Source organism: Autumnicola psychrophila (genome assembly GCF_031846645.1).
GTDB classification, from domain to species: Bacteria; Bacteroidota; Bacteroidia; order Flavobacteriales; family Flavobacteriaceae; genus Autumnicola; species Autumnicola psychrophila.
The window spans coordinates 77187-94513 of the sequence record NZ_JAVRHN010000009.1 but is presented as its reverse complement, the minus strand read 5'-3'; the positions used below and the strand labels follow the sequence as shown (position 1 = coordinate 94513).

The following is a 17327-nucleotide window of genomic DNA, read 5'->3' as shown; positions in this document are numbered from 1 at the left end:
GTACTTTGGGAGGAAATTTTCTCTTCTTTGGATTGTTCAAATGCTAGAAGACCAATGCTTAAACTGAAAGATCAACAATACTTCTAGCGGAAGAATCTCTTATGAACAGCTCAGGAGGAAGTGTTATCTTCTTTTCTATAAAATAGCTTTCTTTTATTTGTTCTAGAATTACCTGAGCAGCAATTTTCCCCATAAGTCGAGGGGTCTGGCTTATAGAAGTTATTGGCATCTCCATATATTTCGTAAAAGGCTCGTTACTAGATCCCACTATGCAAACCTCCTCCGGAATTTCTACGTTTTTGTTTTTGAGTTCCTGTATAGCTCCAAGTGCGGCATAATCTCCTGCTGCAAATATTGCATCGGGTGTAACCTCTAAATGCCATAATGAGCGAACTGCCGCCATTCCAGATTTTACTTTGCTGCTGACTTCAATAACATAATCAGGAGAGTATTGAATTCCAAATTTCTTTAAGGCGGCTCTATATCCATCATGCCGGTTTTTATAGATATTAACATTTCTGTCTCCACACAAATGGGCAATCTTTTTACAGCCTTGGTTTATTAGGTGTTCAGTCGCTATGTACCCAGCTTTAAAATCGTCGATGAGAACAGAGCTGACTTGGGGGCTTTTAATTGTCCTGTCGAAAAAAACCAGAGGAGTCTTATCTTTTAAAATACTTCTTATGTGGTCAAAGTTTCGCGCAGTTTTAGAAATCGACATGAGAATGACGTCAACCTGTGTATTTAAGAGGGTGGCGATCTGTTCCACTTCATTTTGCACTTTTTCATGAGATTGACAAATAATCACATGATAACCATGAGGAGTTAATTCCTCTTCAATTCCGCGGATAATGGATGAAAAGAAATTACGATCGATGTAAGGCACGATTACCGCTATATTATTCGTTCTGCCACTCTTTAGAGCCTGAGCTAAGCGATTTCGCTTGTAGTTCATTTTAACAGCAGTTTCTCTCACCAGATCCTGCGTTTTTTTGCTAATCTTAGGATCATCATTAAGCGCCCGGGAAACTGTTGCAGCACTAATGTTTAACTTTTTAGAAATATCGTAAATTGTTATTCTCTGTTTTTCGGACATTTGGATAGAATAATAGTCGAACTTTTTTAGATCTTTCTAAAAATCAAAAGAAAGGTTAAAGGACAGTTCATTAGTTGGTTGTTTCCGTGGAAAATTATATATTTTAATGAAGGACGATTAGACGAAGAATTAATAAGCTTCAATTCTCTTCAGCTTTTTTCTGTAAATAACTGAATTATAGTAGCTTTATGTGGTTTTTTGGCATGAAAAGAGGGCAGTTCGCATATTACATACAAAAGTAGAGTAATAACTTAATCTTGATTCCGAAAGGCAGGTTTCAGTTTCATTGCCTCTTCGATATCTATAAATTCTTCTAAGTCCTCCATAGCTATCACATTGTAGTGATGATCATATAAATACTTCAGGTAAAACTTGAATAAATCGGGAGGTGTTGTAACCCAATCATGTGGATTATCCGGGACCCCATGAAACGTAAGTACCACAATACCAACATCCTTTGCACTTTCAATTGCGTCCAACACTTTTGAGCTGTCGGTTCCTGCAGCATTGTAACTGGGAATTAGTAAAGGATGATCCTTTTGTGGATAATATAGCCTATTCCCTCCTGAACGAGCCAATCTGTAACCGGATTCCTTCAGTTCTTCAATGGCATAGGGGGCTGTTACCCAAGCGGGGTAAGCAAAGCTCAAGGGTTTCGGAATCTTGTGCTCATGACACTTCTTTTCCACGTATTCTACTTGTTTCTGAAGTTCTTCTGGTGTCATCTTACTCACTCGAATATGGTCTTTAGTATAATTTCCAATTTCAAAGCCCTGGCGGTCGAGTTCTCTGATCTGTTGCCAACTCATATATTTAGTTTTATCGTCAACGTCCGGGGGAAATTCACAGATGAAGAAGGTAGCATCAAATCCGTACTTCTTTAATTCCAGACCGAAAAACTTTGAATGAGAGCTAGACGCGTCATCAAACGTCAGTACAACCAGGCGATCTGGAATCTTTTTTTTACCACCTGAGAATAGCAGGAACTGTTAAATATGAAACCGGTGGTAAAAAAATCAAGATCAAATAAAGCTTCTTAGAGATCATATAGAAAAATTTCTTAAAACTATAATATATTTTAAAACCGCTAATCCTGTAGTATCCTGTTCCTGAAAATTTAAGGAGATAATAATACGATCTCCGAGGGAGAGATACATCATTTCTAACTATTGTATTTAAAAAATTTCTCCAAACGAAGTAAATGTCTGGTGGTGTGGTATCTCTTTGCTGTTTTTCAATTTTTTTTCATTGTCGCGGAGAATTCGCAGGATAGGACAGGATGCATGAATAAAAAACGAAGGCTATATTTGATTTTATATCAACAATTGTAAAACAAAAAAGAACAAACTTTCTGAAAAGTCATCAGGTAATCTTGTTTTAATTACTTCAAAGCCAAAAAATGAAAGTATTCAGATTTTTTAGTTTATTTGGAATAATATTCTTTACAACAGCAAAATCATTCGCACAAGATCAAATTTTTGATCTTACTCCTGCCGAAAAGGTTACTCAAGAAAATATAGATTCACGGATTGCTGAAATTCGAATGGGTGATTTGACCGTTTACGCACCGCCTGGTGCTCAAATCACCATTGAACAAGTGAAACATGAATTTCTATTTGGTACAGCCATTCCGAATGAATTGGCTGAATCCGTTCCCAATTCTTTTTCTTCTTCCGATAGAGAAAAATATTTGCAGGTTCTCGAAGATAACTTCAATTACGCAGTTCATGAAAACGCTCTCAAATGGTATTCTAATGAACCTGAAATGGGTGAAGTAGATTACTCCGTTGCCGATCGTATCTGGGAATTATGTGAGGAGCGAGACATTCCGATGCGTGGGCATTGTATTTACTGGGCAAAGGACGAATTTATGAATGACTGGCTCTTACCTCTAAACAATGCTCAACTTCGGAAAGCGGTTGTTAACAGAGGCAAAAGTGTGACAGAACATTTCAAGGGGAGAATAAATGAATTCGATCTGAATAATGAAATGATACACGGGGACTTCTTCCGAAGACGTTTAGGTTTTGGAGTGATTAATGAAATGGCGTGGATAGTGAAAGCCTCCAACCCCGATGCTGTTCTCTATTTAAACGATTATGGGGTTCTTGATATAGGTTTCAATGCAGGTCCTTACGTTAAGCAAATTGGAATCCTGCTGGACAACGGTGTTCCTTTAGGTGGAATTGGAGTCCAGGGACATAGATCTACGAGCACCACATTAACGACACCTGCTGAGAAGGTACAACAAAATCTTGATCGTTTATCTGAATTTAATTTGCCCATAAAAATAACCGAGGTTCTCTTTGCTTATGAGGATGAAAAGTTACAGGCAGAGGAGCTCAACAAACTTTTTCTTATCTATTTCGCCAACCCTCAAGTGCAGGCTATTGTTATGTGGGGATTTTGGGCGGGTTCACATTGGCAACCGTATAGTGCAATGTGGAAGGAGGATTGGACACCAAGACCTCAGGCTAATGCGTACAGGGATCTGGTATTTGATAAATGGTGGACTGGAGTAGAGCAAGAGGCTGATAGCAGCGGAGAACTAACAATACGCGCTTTTTATGGTGACTATAAGGTAACCTGTAATGGTGAAACTAAACATATTAGTCTGAATAAAGCCAAAGGTTCAACGGAAGTGCAATTCTAGAAGTGGAGCCTGGAGCCTCTTTCTGGGAAGCTATTGGAAAGTACGAACGTTTAATAGCAATTATGTATTTATAATCTATTGATGCCGATCCTAGACTGAAGTTCCATATGTAGATATACATCCTTAGTTGTACAAAGACACTTCAAATCTTAGAGAGAATTTATCAGAATTATCATGAAAAACAAAAAATATTTTTTTCTTCCTTATTTGATTATATTCAGCCTGATTCCTTTGAATACCTATTCTTCTACATCAGGTGAAGGGAATGAGGCTGTTGTACATGTTTGGGAAATGCAGGAAATAACCCTCAGTACTGAGAGAAAATATAATAACTATTACACCGAAATAACCTGTTGGATTGATCTGGTGGGACCTAATTTCTCTAGGCGAATCTATGGTTTCTGGAATGGAGAAAACAAATTCACCTTTCGCTTTGTTGGCACCACTCCTGGGAAATGGCATTGGACGAGTGGGTCTAATCAAACAAACGAGGCAGGACTCAATGGGCATTCGGGAGAATTTGTTGCCATTGCCTGGACGGATGAGGAGAAGAAGCAAAACAAAAACCGTCATGGATTCATCAGTCCTACAGCCAATGGGCATGCCTTACAATACGCTGATGGAACTCCTTTTTTTATGGTGGGAGACACTTGGCTTGCTGGAGCAACCTGGCGGCTCCCTTTTCGGGGAGTCCCCGGAACAAAAAATTATATTCCGGGTCCGGGCATTGGTTTTGAGGATGCCGTTATATATCGGAAGGAGCAGGGATACAATTCTGTTAGCTTAATATCTAGTTTTCCTAACTGGGAAAGCGATAGCAATGCCAGTACCTATGCTGATACCAATGGTGTATTTCTCAGGAATGCCTGGGAAAAGTTCGGTTACCAAGTTGGTGAAGGCGAAGTAACTGCCAAAAATATGCGGGATGAGTTGGGAAATCTTCCTTTCGAAATGTCTCTTGAACATAAAGGTGTTTCAGATTTCAATAAAATTAATCCAGAATATTTTAGAAGTCTGGATAAGAAGATGCAATATTTGTCAGATATTGGCTTTACTGCCTTATTGGAGACGGTAAGACGTGATGTTGCTCCTTCTTGGAAGGCCTATTTCGATTTTAATGAATCCTTCGCACGATACGTACAGTACCTTATCTCTAGATATGGAGCTTACAATATAATTTTTAGTGGTATTCACCTTGACTGGATTCCAGAGAAGTATAGTCTGACTGCCGATGAATTCAACGAAGCATTAACATACCATGTAAAAAAATATGGTCCCTTACCTTTCGGTCAGCCTCACACATCTTTAATAATTCGACCTATAGACAGTTTGGTCATCGGCAGGAGAGTCCATGGCTGACAATGCACAGTGTTGGTAATGATCCAAGAGATCATGGTTTTTATCGTGCCTTAGATACCTTGTTCAATCTTGACCCTCCTTATCCAGCTATTAATTTCGAGCCTTACTATACGGGATGGGATAATCCCGGCTCAAAAATGAATAAACCTGGCGGAGAAAGACCGACACCTAATTCGCAAAGGGATAATTATTTTGCAAGGGCGCAAATGTACGGTTCAGTGCTTTCTGGAGGGCTTTCGGGACATGTTCATGGAACAGCCGCATATGATATTACTTCAACAGGGGAGCCTGCAGGATGGCGTCCTCATTTTTGGGACGCATTACGCTATGAGTCAGGAAAACAAATGCAATACTTAGCAAATTTCATGCTTTCAGAGGGTGCGGAATATCAAAATCTAGAACCTGCGCATGAGGATCTATACCCGCAAAAATCAGCGAATAGTTCTTTAAGAAGCCTGGATGGGTGGTCATATATGATGAGGAATGAGGAAAGAGACATGGCTTTAGTGTATTTCGAGAATAAGGCGGAACTACCAACGGTAAAAGGATTTGATCCCGATTCGGCCTATTTGTTTATGTGGTTCGATCCTAAGAAAGGTGAATGGCAAGCACCTATTGAAATCAGATCAGATAAAACAGGAGTAATACAGCTTCCAAAATTTCCTAGTGGTAAAAATCGTTCCGGTACAGATTGGGCAGCTAAGATCACGAATAGGAAGTAAAAATACAAACAGCATGATTCGATTAAACCTATGGATTAAATCTTATTCTAATAACCATGTATTAGGACCAATTAATTCTTTTTTCCTATTGTTGTTTTAATTTTTCTTTTGAACCAAAGCGTTGCAATATTATATCAGAAAATTATCTCAAGGCCAATTAGCCTTCGGTAAGTCGAAAAAATCCTTAAGATAAACGCATACAACCTGAGAGAAATTCTTCTGATTATGTTGATGCCTGAAATAGATGGAATAGCACTGTGAGTGAGGAGGTGAAAGAGGAGTGATCTATAGTAGTCTTTCTTTATTGGAAATTTAGGGCGTGGAATCTACCTGCTACGAATAGGGAAAGTTTCCATTTTTCTTTAAGAACCATTAATCTCGATCTGCCTTTGGACAAATTTTTCATATGCAAGAGGGAGGAAATAAGACTATAGTGGCGGAGCACCTGGAGAAATCCGCTAACTACTGGGATAATAGGGTCACTACAACAGAACCTCTTATAAAGAAAAACCAACTGACAATGCAAGAGAAGGAAGACATGGATTGCGGTTCCACAAAAAAACCACACGCAGTAAGTCGAAAAGGATATAGGAATTGCTAAAGGCTTAATTCCACTAAAATCAGCCTGATTTACATTTGTTCGTTTTTTTGGGCTATTCAAAAAGGCCATAGTCTCCTTCCATATTAAATACTAGAACTCTTCAGAACTTATTGCATATGTTGCTATGTTGGTGTGCGGAGGAACAGTTTGGTTCTATCAAGTCAGAAACTCCTGGAGCTATATCTTAGAATAAAACCTTTTTTTCCTTTCTCTGAAACAGAGGCTGCCTTTTAGGCATCAAATGTTGGCTTCTGTTCCCCTACTAAAAACGTTTTAATTTTAATATAAAAAATTATTCCAGAAAGCAGTATAGTACAGGATACCCTCCTGAAGATATCTAAATAGATTTGAATGTTAATATTTCACTAATATCTTAATAGAAAAACTATGGAAACAAAAAGAAATCTAAAATATTACTTTTTTCTAATCGGGTTTTTGTTAATGTTACCAATGAATGCTCAAGAAGTTATTGAAGTCTCTGGGCAGGTGACATCTGCAGATGATGGAATGCCATTGCCAGGTGTTAATGTGAGGACGAGAGGAGGATCTGATGGTACTGTTACAGATTTTGATGGTAATTATACTGTAAATGCAAATTCCGATGCAACTCTCATCTTTTCCTATCTGGGTTTTGAGACGACGGAAGTACCTGTTAACGGTAGAACCAGCATTAATGTAAGCATGGCGGCAGACAATGAACAACTATCGGAAATAGTTGTTGTGGGATATGGTACTGTTAGGAAGAGTGACTTAACAGGAGCAGTGTCTTCGATTTCAGCTGGGCAGATCCAGGAAAGATCCAGTTTAAATGTGATGCAGTCGTTGGGTGGTCAGGTTGCAGGTGTTCAAGTCCAACAAACCCAAGGCGCACCCGGTTTCGCGCCCACTGTAAAAATACGGGGTACGTCAACCATTACAGCGGGAACGTCACCTTTGTATGTTATTGATGGTTATCCCATGGAGGATTTTGATATGTCGCTTATTAATCCGCAGAACATCGAGTCTATTGAAATACTAAAAGATGCGTCCTCTGCTGCTATTTATGGTTCAAAGGGAGCTAATGGAGTGGTCATGGTTACTACAAAAAGAGGTACAACGGGTAAAACCCAAGTAAATGTTAGTTATGAAAAAGGAGTGCAACAAGTTGTTCGGAAGGTCGGTATGATGGATGCGCAGGAGTATATTCAGTATTATATAGATGCTCATAATAATTCCTGGGAAGTGGCAGGAGGAAATGCCAGCGATCCTAATGATGTCCGGCCACCAGAATACCGCATACCTCCAGAATTCTTGAGTAATCCAAAACAATTTGAAGGAAGCGATTGGCAAGATGTTCTATTTAGAGATGCTCCTATGGATAATGTGAATGTTTCCGTAAGTGGGGGGAATGAAAATACGCGAGTATTTTTGTCCGGAGGGTTTGTGTCTCAGAACGGAATTGTGGATAGATCAAAATTTGATCGCTACACTATTCGTTCAAATGTTACCCATGACATCTCATCTGCAGTGCAAGTCGGTTTAAATTTATCATTTACGAATATAGAAAGTAAAGAATATGGAACTGAAGGGAAAGCAGGTGCAGTTAGCCTGGCTTTGCAGAGTAGCCCTATCTTCCCAGTTTACAATGAAAATGGAAATCTGGGGTTTATAGATCCTAATTCGGAGTGGAATAGATTTGTACCTTACGGTCTTCAGCTTTGGCATCCTTATGCATTAACACGGGAAATTGACAATAAAACCAAGCGCTTTAACTCTTTGGGTTCTGCTTTTGTTTCCTATAACTTTTTAGAAAATTTTACGTTTAGGACGAATCTAAATGCATCAGTGAATAACAGAAGGTACAGTATGTATCAAAATGCGGGACAGAGATATGGATACTCTAACATAAATCCTGCAGTTGCCGAAGACAATACGTCTTACACTTATAATTGGCTAATCGAGAATACCCTTAATTATGAAAAAACTTTTGGTGATCATAGTTTAAATGTGCTCCTGGGATATTCTTTGCAAAAAGAAGAGTTTGAAGAGAGCCTGATGACTGCAGGTGAGTTTCCGAACGATATGGTTCATACGTTGAATGCCGGTAGGCCAAATACCGCTTCTTCTTTTGCTTCAGAATGGGGTATGATTTCCTATATCGGAAGAGTTAATTACTCGTTTTTAAATCAATACCTTTTTACAGGTACGATAAGAAGAGATGGTAGTTCTAGATTTGGGGCCGATAATCAGTGGGGTTATTTCCCGTCAGCCTCGGTGGCTTGGAAAGTATCTGAGCAAGATTTTATCCGCGATACGCCCTGGATTTCAAGTTTGAAGGTAAGAGCAAGTTATGGCCAAACAGGAAATAATTTAATTCCGAATTATGGATCCATTGGTCTGCTGGGACAAACCCAATATGTTTACGGGGGTAATGTAGTACAGGGTTTATACCAGTCGACAATTTCGAATCCAGACCTAAAATGGGAGAAAACTGGACAACTGGACATTGGATTAAATGCTGGTTTATTTAACAATAGGATATATTTTGAAGCGGACTATTATAATTCCATAACAAGGGATCTCTTACTGAATCAGCCAGTGCCTACAGTTACTGGGTTTACTGAGCAATTAACGAATATTGGTGAAGTGAGGAACCGCGGGTTTGAATTTTTGCTCACAACCAGGAACCTGGTAAACGATTTTAAATGGGATACAAATTTTAATTTAACCTTAAATCGTAACGAAGTTCTAAGTCTTGGACCAAATGATTCTCCTATTTACATTAATAATTGGGGAACTACAAAAACTGAAGTAGGAGAGCCAATAGCTAATTACTATGGTTATATTTTTGACGGTGTATTTTTAAACCAGGAAGAAATTGAAAACTACCCTCATCATCCTTCGACTAGGCCTGGAGATCCCCGGGTACGTGATGTAAACGAGGATGGTACCATCGATGAAGATGATCGTACTATAATAGGAAATGCTCAACCAGATTTCAATCTTGGTCTTACCAACAACTTCTCATATGCTAATTTCGATTTCAGTTTTATCTTACAGGCATCTGTGGGCAATGAACTGCTTAACAGCCAAACACGTTACAATAAATGGTACGATGGTGGTAGGAATGGTTACAGTGCGATCACGGACTACTACGTTTCTGAAGAGAACCCTGGAGATGGTGAAACCTTTAAGCCATATCTGAATTATCCAGGACTTCAAAGGCAATTTTCTGATTTTTGGGTTGAAGATGGTAGCTACCTGCGTATTGCTAATTTACGATTAGGATATACTCTTTCCGAGTCTGCATTAGAGAGAACTCCATTTAACACCCTAAGGTTTTATGCAAATGTTGACAACTTGTATGTTTTCACAGATTATCTAGGATATGACCCTGAAAACGGAATTTTATCCGGAGCCCTAAATGCCGGAAATGACTACGGCGCATATCCGGTTCCAAGAACGATAACTGTGGGAATGAATTTAGGATTTTAGAAAAATTAAAAAAAATTGAAACAATGAAGACTTTTAAATTAATAGTATTAATAGGTGTGAGTTTATTCCATTTTTCCTGTTCTGATGACTTATTGGATTTGGATCCAATTTCGGAGATGAATGAGAATGAATTTTACGAAACCGAAGAGGATTTTCAATTAGCTGTTAATGCAGCTTATGAAACACTTCACATCCATTACGGACCTGAGGGCGGGCTAAGTTATACAGAGCAACTCTCTGATGAGGCCACGATGTTCCGTGTTGCGGGAAGTATTTCTGATCGGCAGGCCTTTAAAGATTATAATCTTCGTCCAGACAATACTGTTGTGCAGGCTATATGGGATGACAGTTTTATCGCATTGAATAGGATAAATACAGTTTTAACTCGTCTGGAAAGTGTAGATCTGGATGAAAACGTAGAATCAGTTTTCACGGCAGAAATGAGATTTTTAAGAGGTCTCTATTACTTCAATCTTGTGAGAATGTTCGGGCCATTGCCCCTTCTGGATAGGACGGTGTCAGTTCAGGAAAGTTACCAAATATTACGATCTCCCGAGAATGAAGTATATGATCTTGTAATTTCAGATTTAGAATACGCCGCAGCAAACTTGCCTTTACGTTCTGAAACCGAAATAGAAGGGCAAGCAACTAAAGGCGCAGCTAAAGGAATTCTAGGTAAAGTTTATCTTGCACTAGGAGATAATAATGCGGCTCAGGATATTTTAATGGAAGTAATAAGTTCAGGAGAATATGAACTCATAGATAATTATGAAAATCTTTGGGATATTGAGAATGAAAATACCGAGGAAGGTGTTTTTGAAATTCAGTACCTTGGAGGTGTTGGTAACCCTTATAGCGATTACTGGACAGCTTTTGCGCCTTTTGAAAATTTCTCAATTACAAGAGCGGCCGGTGGTATGAATATGGTTACTGAAGATTTGTGGGAGGCTTACGAAGAAGGTGACCCGCGCAGGGAAGCTTCAATAAATGAAGGCTATTATGATACCAGCGGAACCTGGATTCCGATATTATTTCCAAAAAAGTGGGAAGACAGGACTGTTATAGATAGATACGGTAGTGAATTTAGTGAAAACAACTTCATTGTTCTTCGCTATGCAGATATACTACTTATGTATGCTGAGGCTGCTAACGATCCAGAGTATTTGAACATGGTCAGGAGGAGAGTGGGATTGCCTGAGTACGGAACCCCTGGTTATCCTTCTGAGGAATATCCTACCCTGAAATTGGCCATAGCACATGAAAGACATGTGGAGCTGGCATTGGAATTTCATCGTTGGTTCGATTTAAAACGATTGGATCTTGCTATACCGGTTATTTCTGAAGCAAAAGATGTGACAATTACAGAGGAGGACCTACTTTTACCAATTCCACAATCAGTAAGAGATCAGAATCCGGAGATTGCTCAGAATCCTGGCTATTGATTCTAAGGATTTTGCAGTACCTATCGACATCAAAAGAAAAAATATTACTATGAAAATTAATTTAAATTCTATTCTCTCTTTTTTATTGTTGGTAGGTTCCTTTTTCGCTAATGCCCAGGAGTTGTATCCTAGTTTTGATGTCACAAAACAAAAAGATAGCCCAAACCAGATGTCCAATGCTGTTATGCCTGTTATGGGCGTCTGGGTGTGGGGACAAAAAGATCTTGTAGGTAATGGTTACGAGAAATCGATTGATAACTTAAGTGAAAATTCGCCTTTCAATTTAATTGTTCCCTTTCTAAGGTTCCCTGATTATGAGGTTGTTGACCAGGTTGTTTACGAGAAGGTAAAAGAGGCAGCCAATTACGCGGTAAAAAAGAATGTTTTTTTAGTTCCGGATCTGGATGTGAGAAATGCCAGACGGGCTTTTGAAGAAACCTATCCTGATGAGCTGCAGGAAATGCTGCGTCTCAAGGAAGTAGAATTTCCCAAAAAAGATTCTGTTTTGGTTACTGTTAAAAGCCAGGATCTCAATGATCATTATTCTGGAGGAGACATTACTCACCACGTCGCCCGTACAGGAACTCTTCTGAGAGTTTATTCCTATAAGTATAATCGCGAAGGTATGATTCAGAAGGAATCTCTTAAAGATATTACAAGTTCGGTTAAGTTAATATCTTCTTCAAAGGATTCTGTAAAAGTAAATTTACCTGTACTTGAGGATAAGACTCATGCCACAGTTATGGTGTCATTTACCCATTTGTATCCTGATGTTTTCGCTCCTCATTTGATGGGGTTTCAGAGGGAACTTATCGAGCAATATGCAGAGCTTCCTTTAGCGGGAGTATGTAAGGATGAATGGGGGTTTCCCCCATACTACCCTCGTTTTTCTAGGCATGAAACGATTGACTATTGGTATTCTGAGCATCGGGCCAAGGCGTATGCGGAGAGGACATCGGGACGGGAGCTTTTAGCGGATTGTTTTTTGATGGCTAATGGTATTGAAGGAAAGGAGAATGAAAGAAACATGGCTATAAATCATTTCACACAAATGGTCACGGAAAGAAATTCTGCTTTAGAGGAAGATTTCTATTATTCAGTAAAAGATATCTTTGGTTCCAATGCCGTAGTGGCTGTCCATGCCACTTGGTGGCCTTATCCTGACCGTACTGAATTTAAAAAAAACGGATTAGTGTGGTGGTCTGCTAAAAGAGATTGGGCGCAAACAGATGAATTAACTCCCTATGCTGTACGTACTGCGTTAAGTAAAAAATGGGGGAGCCCACTTTGGTATAATATGTATTATCAGGAACCTGACCTGGGGACTCATATGTGGAGTTCTGTTCTTGCTGGCGGGAGAATAAACTATCTCCGTTATTTTTACTTGTTCGACGAAGATTTGATGCAGGCAGAAAACAGGATTAGACTTCTTAATTATATAAGTAAAACTCCTTTGGATTGTCGTGTGGCTGTGGTGTTTGGGCATTCAAGTGCAATGAATTGGAGCGGCCCCATGTATGAGGATGTAGGAATGAAATTGATTGATAGCCTTTGGCATAAAGGTTTTCCAGCTGATTTGATTCCCACCAGTGAGATTGAAAATGGAGATTTAGTGGTTGACCCAGATGGTACTATAAAGTACGGTCTACAAAAATATGATGCTGTTGTGCTTTATAATCCTGAATTTGAGCAAGGTTCGACGGCAGAATTCTTTTCCAAGGTAAATGAGCAGAAAACATCTTTGTACAGGATTGGGAACTGGACGAAAGATTTTTCCGGAAATCCGTTGGATGGAAACGGAATGTTACCTGCTTCAATGAGTGAAATAAGGAATGTAAATAGGGCTTTAGATACAATATTAGGACTGCTGAAGGAAAAAAAGGTTTTGGCTCAATCTCCTGCAACAGAAGTACTGGATAATTCCGTGTGGGGCATTAGGGATTTTAACCACACGTCATATGCTCCTCCTACAACTGGGTTTTCCCGACTTATTGATGGTACTGTCATAAACATTGCGGGAACAAATGACAAAAGCGGTGATCCTATTATAAAAGATTTTATGGTTAATAACAACATGGTCACTGTGGATGCTGTGGGAGTTGCGGCTGTACGTTTAGATAAACAAGGAAAATTAGAAGCCATAGCCGCAGGAGGACTAAAAAGATTTAAAGGTGGAGAAATGGATATTAATCTTGAAGAACGAATAGACATGGCTCTATGGGTTGATGAGGAAGGTGAATGGCAAGGAGTAATTCAGGCAGAGGGCGAAGTTTCAGTGCCTGAAGAATTGTCCAGGATCACGGAAAATTGGACATATCTTAGGGCGCCTATTCCTCCTCAATGATGTAAGAATTATGACCGCACCGCTAGAAAAGATTTGTACTAAAAAACTGAACTTTCGTTACCAAATAATATACGCCATGAAACAAGAAATACAACTTATGAAGAGATTTGCAGTTTTGATTGTTCTAATTACCTTGGCTGCATGTTCAGCCAAAGGAGATACGAAGACAACTACAAAAGAGCCAATTGATAGAAAGGCGCTGGTTACTCGCCACAATGTAGAGATTACTTCTATGGATACCCTTGCATCTCTTAGTGTAGGAAACGGCTCTTTTGCTTTCACTGTTGATGCTACCGGTTTGCAATCCTTTCCGGAAGAATATGAAAATGGAGTTCCCCTAGGAACCATGTCCGACTGGGGATGGAATAGTCATGAAAATACTGCTGATTATAAATTTGAAGAGACTTTGTTGGAGTTTGAGCAGTATGGGAGGGATATTCCATATCCTGTTCAGATCAACAAGCCAGAAAGAAAAAGAAATGCAGTCGAATTTTTTCGTGAAAATCCACATAGAGTGCAGTTGGGAATTCTGGGATTTCATCTACAAAAGGAGAATGGTGAAACGGTAGAAGTTTCCGAGATTGAAAATGTTCACCAAACTTTGAATTTATGGACTGGTGAAATAGAAAGTAAGTTTAAAATAGAAGGGATTCCTGTGACGGTTTATACTGCGTCTCATCAAGAAAAGGATGCCATAGGAGTGCGTGTGCAATCGAAATTGATTGAGCAAAACAGACTGCAAATCCGGTTAAGAGTACCATATCCTACTGCCGATTGGAAAGACACAGCTACAATGTGGGAAGGAGAAAGAAATTATAAAAGTTCACTCACACAGGAAAGCGATCAAAAAGCTATAATAAAACATTCTATGGACTCTCTCAATTATCAAATCGGATGGGCTTGGAAGGGAAAAGCCTCTATTGAAGAAAAAGGAGATCATGACTTTCTTCTAAGTCCCTCAGGAACAACCATATTTGAGTTTACCTGCCACTTTCAAAAAAATATTGAAACGGCAGATATTCCTGAATTTTCTTCTGTGATAAAAAACAGTATTGAGGGCTGGGAAAGGTTCTGGCAAGGTGGTGGAGCAGTCGACTTTTCCGGAAGCACAGATCCCCGTGCTCATGAATTAGAACGCAGAGTCGTTCTTTCTCAATACCTTACCAAACTACAATGTACAGGAAATCAGCCTCCTCAGGAAACAGGTTTAACTTTTAATAGTTGGTATGGCAGGCCCCATTTAGAAATGACCTGGTGGCATGGAATGCACTTTCCATTATGGGGCCGTTCTGAGCTTTTAGAAAATTGGCTGCCATGGTATAATACAGCTTTTTCTAAGGCAAAAGGAATTGCACAAAGACAGGGATTTGACGGGGCACGATGGCAAAAAATGACTGGGCCTTATGGAAACGACACTCCTTCTTCTGTAGGAGCTTTTCTGATCTGGCAGCAGCCACACTTTATAACGTTTGCCGAATTGATGTACCGTGAAGATCCAAATGAGAAAACCTTGAATAAATACAAAGAAAGAGTTTTTGCTACGGCTGATTTTATGGCATCCTTTGCCCATTATAATGAAGAAAGAGATAGGTACGAACTTGGACCGGGAGTCATACCCGCCCAGGAACGTCACAATCCTACGGAAACTTTTAACCCAACGTATGAATTGGCGTACTGGAACTGGGCTTTGAACGTCGCACTTGAATGGAAACAGAGGTTAAATGAAGAGCCTGTAGAAGAATGGCAAAAAGTGCTAAAGAAACTTTCACCCTTACCAGTTCATAATAATGTTTATTTAGCTACAGAAAATGCGAAAGAATCCTATAGCGACCCAGAATTTATGACAGATCATCCTTCCGTTCTGGGGACTTATGGGATGTTGCCGGAAACTTCTTTATTGGATAAAGACATTATGGAAAACACTTTCGATCTGGTATGGGATGTTTGGGCATGGGAGGATACCTGGGGTTGGGATTTCCCTATGACGGCTATGGCCGCCACCAGATTAGGAAAGCCGGAACAAGCTATAGATGCCCTGTTTATGGATGTACAGACCAATACTTACTTAGGTAATGGACATAATTATCAAGATGAACGACTGACGATTTATCTACCGGGTAACGGAGGATTGCTCACAGCTATTGCAGTAATGTGTGCCGGTTGGGAAGGAAATACTGAAAAAAATCCAGGTTTTCCCAAAAATGGTAAATGGAATGTGCGGTGGGAAGGTCTGAAGCCTATGTTCTAAATTTATTAATACTATAACTAATGAAATATTATTTTTTTTTAATCATTTTAGTCTTTTCTTTCCAAAATTCTATTGGGCAACTAAAAGAGCCGATATATAATGTCTATGAATTTGGTGCTACAGGAGACGGAAAATCCAATGATCAAAAAGCCATTCAGGCAGCTATCAACAAATGTAAAGAAACAGGTGGAACAGTCCTTTTAGAAGATGGCGATTTTTTGACAGGACAAATAAATCTTGTGGACAATATGATATTGTTTGTAGATTCCACAGCGACAATCCTCGGTGTACAGTCCATTAAGGTAGACGATTATCCATATCAACTTATTAACACTGTTTATCCTAATCGAATGTTGGAGGATTGTCAACGCAGACTCATATATGGTGATAACGTCAAGAACGTAACTATAACGGGTGGCGGAACGATCAATGGCCAGGGAGATTTTGCACCATGGAAAAACGTGAAAGAATTAGGTACTGAAAAGGATCGTCCTTCAATTTTGGCTTTTGTAGGATCTAAAAATATTACTGTTTCAAATATCACTTTGCTTAATCCCGCCTGCTGGACACAGGTTTTTATCGAATCAGATGATATTCACATAAAAAATATTATAGTTAATACCGGAAGTTTGAGTCCGAACAGAGACGGAATTGATATTGTTGATTGTCATAACGTGCTGATTGAAGAAAGCTTCATACAATCTGAAGATGATGGGATATGTTTTAAAAGTGGTAGTGAGTATGGATGTAAAAATGCTGTAGTCAGAAATACAGTTATTGATAAGTTAAATGTGCCGGCAGGGAATTGCTTTAAATTGGGAACAGATGGATTGGGTAGTTTTATGAATTTCGAAGTCTCCGGCTTGACACTTAAAAATGCTTATCAAAATTCGGCAATTGTTATAGAATCCATGGATGGTGCTGTAATAGATAATATCGAATTTCATGACATAGAAATAGAAAATTGTGGACAAGCTTTTTTTATTCTGCTTGCAGATCGAATGCGCACAGTTCCCGGTCGGGAGCCCAGGATAGGTACAATCTCCAACATCTCCTTTCGGGATGTCAGGGGAAAGAATTTCACCCAACAATATCCCTCGATAATTACAGGAATAGAGGGGCACAATATTCAGAATGTAATTTTTGAAAATATTGATTTGAAACTCAAGGGTGGAATTGAGTCAACAGAACAAACTGTGATGGAATACGACGGAAAGTATCCCGAGGGCAGCAAATTCGGAAATACCAATGCTTCTGGATTTTTTATCCGACATTCCGACTTAATTACATTTAAAGATTGCAAAATAACCTTAGAAGAAGAGGATGCTCGTCCTATTGTGGTAGACGTAGATGTTATAAAAATGAATAAAGAAAACAGTAATTTTTAA

At 39.2% G+C, this 17327-nt stretch carries 10 protein-coding genes; 8 read left to right on the top strand and 2 right to left on the bottom strand.

Features of this window, described 5'->3' with window-relative positions; genetic code table 11:
- Positions 1-58: 58 nt before the first annotated feature.
- Positions 59-1096, bottom strand: coding sequence for a LacI family DNA-binding transcriptional regulator (locus tag RM541_RS12705; protein WP_311500518.1), 1038 nt, complete (start codon positions 1094-1096; stop codon positions 59-61).
- Positions 1097-1347: 251 nt separating this feature from the next.
- Positions 1348-2052, bottom strand: a complete 705-nt coding sequence (locus RM541_RS12700) for a polysaccharide deacetylase family protein (protein WP_311500589.1) — start codon at positions 2050-2052, stop codon at positions 1348-1350.
- Between the two features lie 443 nt (positions 2053-2495).
- Between RM541_RS12700 and RM541_RS12695 the strand changes: the two genes are divergently transcribed.
- From RM541_RS12695 to RM541_RS12660, 8 genes are all read left to right on the top strand, one after another.
- Positions 2496-3749: an endo-1,4-beta-xylanase gene (locus RM541_RS12695; RefSeq protein WP_311500517.1), complete on the top strand. Its 1254-nt coding sequence runs from the start codon at positions 2496-2498 to the stop codon at positions 3747-3749.
- A 174-nt stretch (positions 3750-3923) separates the two neighbouring features.
- Positions 3924-5108, top strand: a complete 1185-nt coding sequence (locus RM541_RS12690; RefSeq protein WP_311500516.1) for an apiosidase-like domain-containing protein — start codon at positions 3924-3926, stop codon at positions 5106-5108.
- Positions 4997-5830, top strand: coding sequence for an apiosidase-like domain-containing protein (locus RM541_RS12685; RefSeq protein WP_311500588.1), 834 nt, complete (start codon positions 4997-4999; stop codon positions 5828-5830). Before RM541_RS12690 ends, RM541_RS12685 begins: the two co-directional genes overlap by 112 nt.
- Before the next feature lie 988 nt (positions 5831-6818).
- Positions 6819-9905, top strand: coding sequence for a SusC/RagA family TonB-linked outer membrane protein (locus RM541_RS12680; protein WP_311500515.1), 3087 nt, complete (start codon positions 6819-6821; stop codon positions 9903-9905).
- Between the two features lie 23 nt (positions 9906-9928).
- The gene (locus RM541_RS12675; RefSeq protein ID WP_311500514.1) at positions 9929-11347 is read left to right on the top strand and encodes a RagB/SusD family nutrient uptake outer membrane protein; all 1419 of its coding nucleotides are present in this window, start codon (positions 9929-9931) and stop codon (positions 11345-11347) included.
- 49 nt (positions 11348-11396) lie between these two features.
- Positions 11397-13691 (top strand): hypothetical protein, encoded by a 2295-nt coding sequence (locus RM541_RS12670; RefSeq protein WP_311500513.1) that lies wholly within the window; start codon positions 11397-11399, stop codon positions 13689-13691.
- Positions 13692-13767: 76 nt separating this feature from the next.
- Positions 13768-15939: a hypothetical protein gene (locus tag RM541_RS12665; RefSeq protein ID WP_311500512.1), complete on the top strand. Its 2172-nt coding sequence runs from the start codon at positions 13768-13770 to the stop codon at positions 15937-15939.
- Between the two features lie 20 nt (positions 15940-15959).
- Positions 15960-17327 (top strand): glycoside hydrolase family 28 protein, encoded by a 1368-nt coding sequence (locus RM541_RS12660; protein WP_311500511.1) that lies wholly within the window; start codon positions 15960-15962, stop codon positions 17325-17327.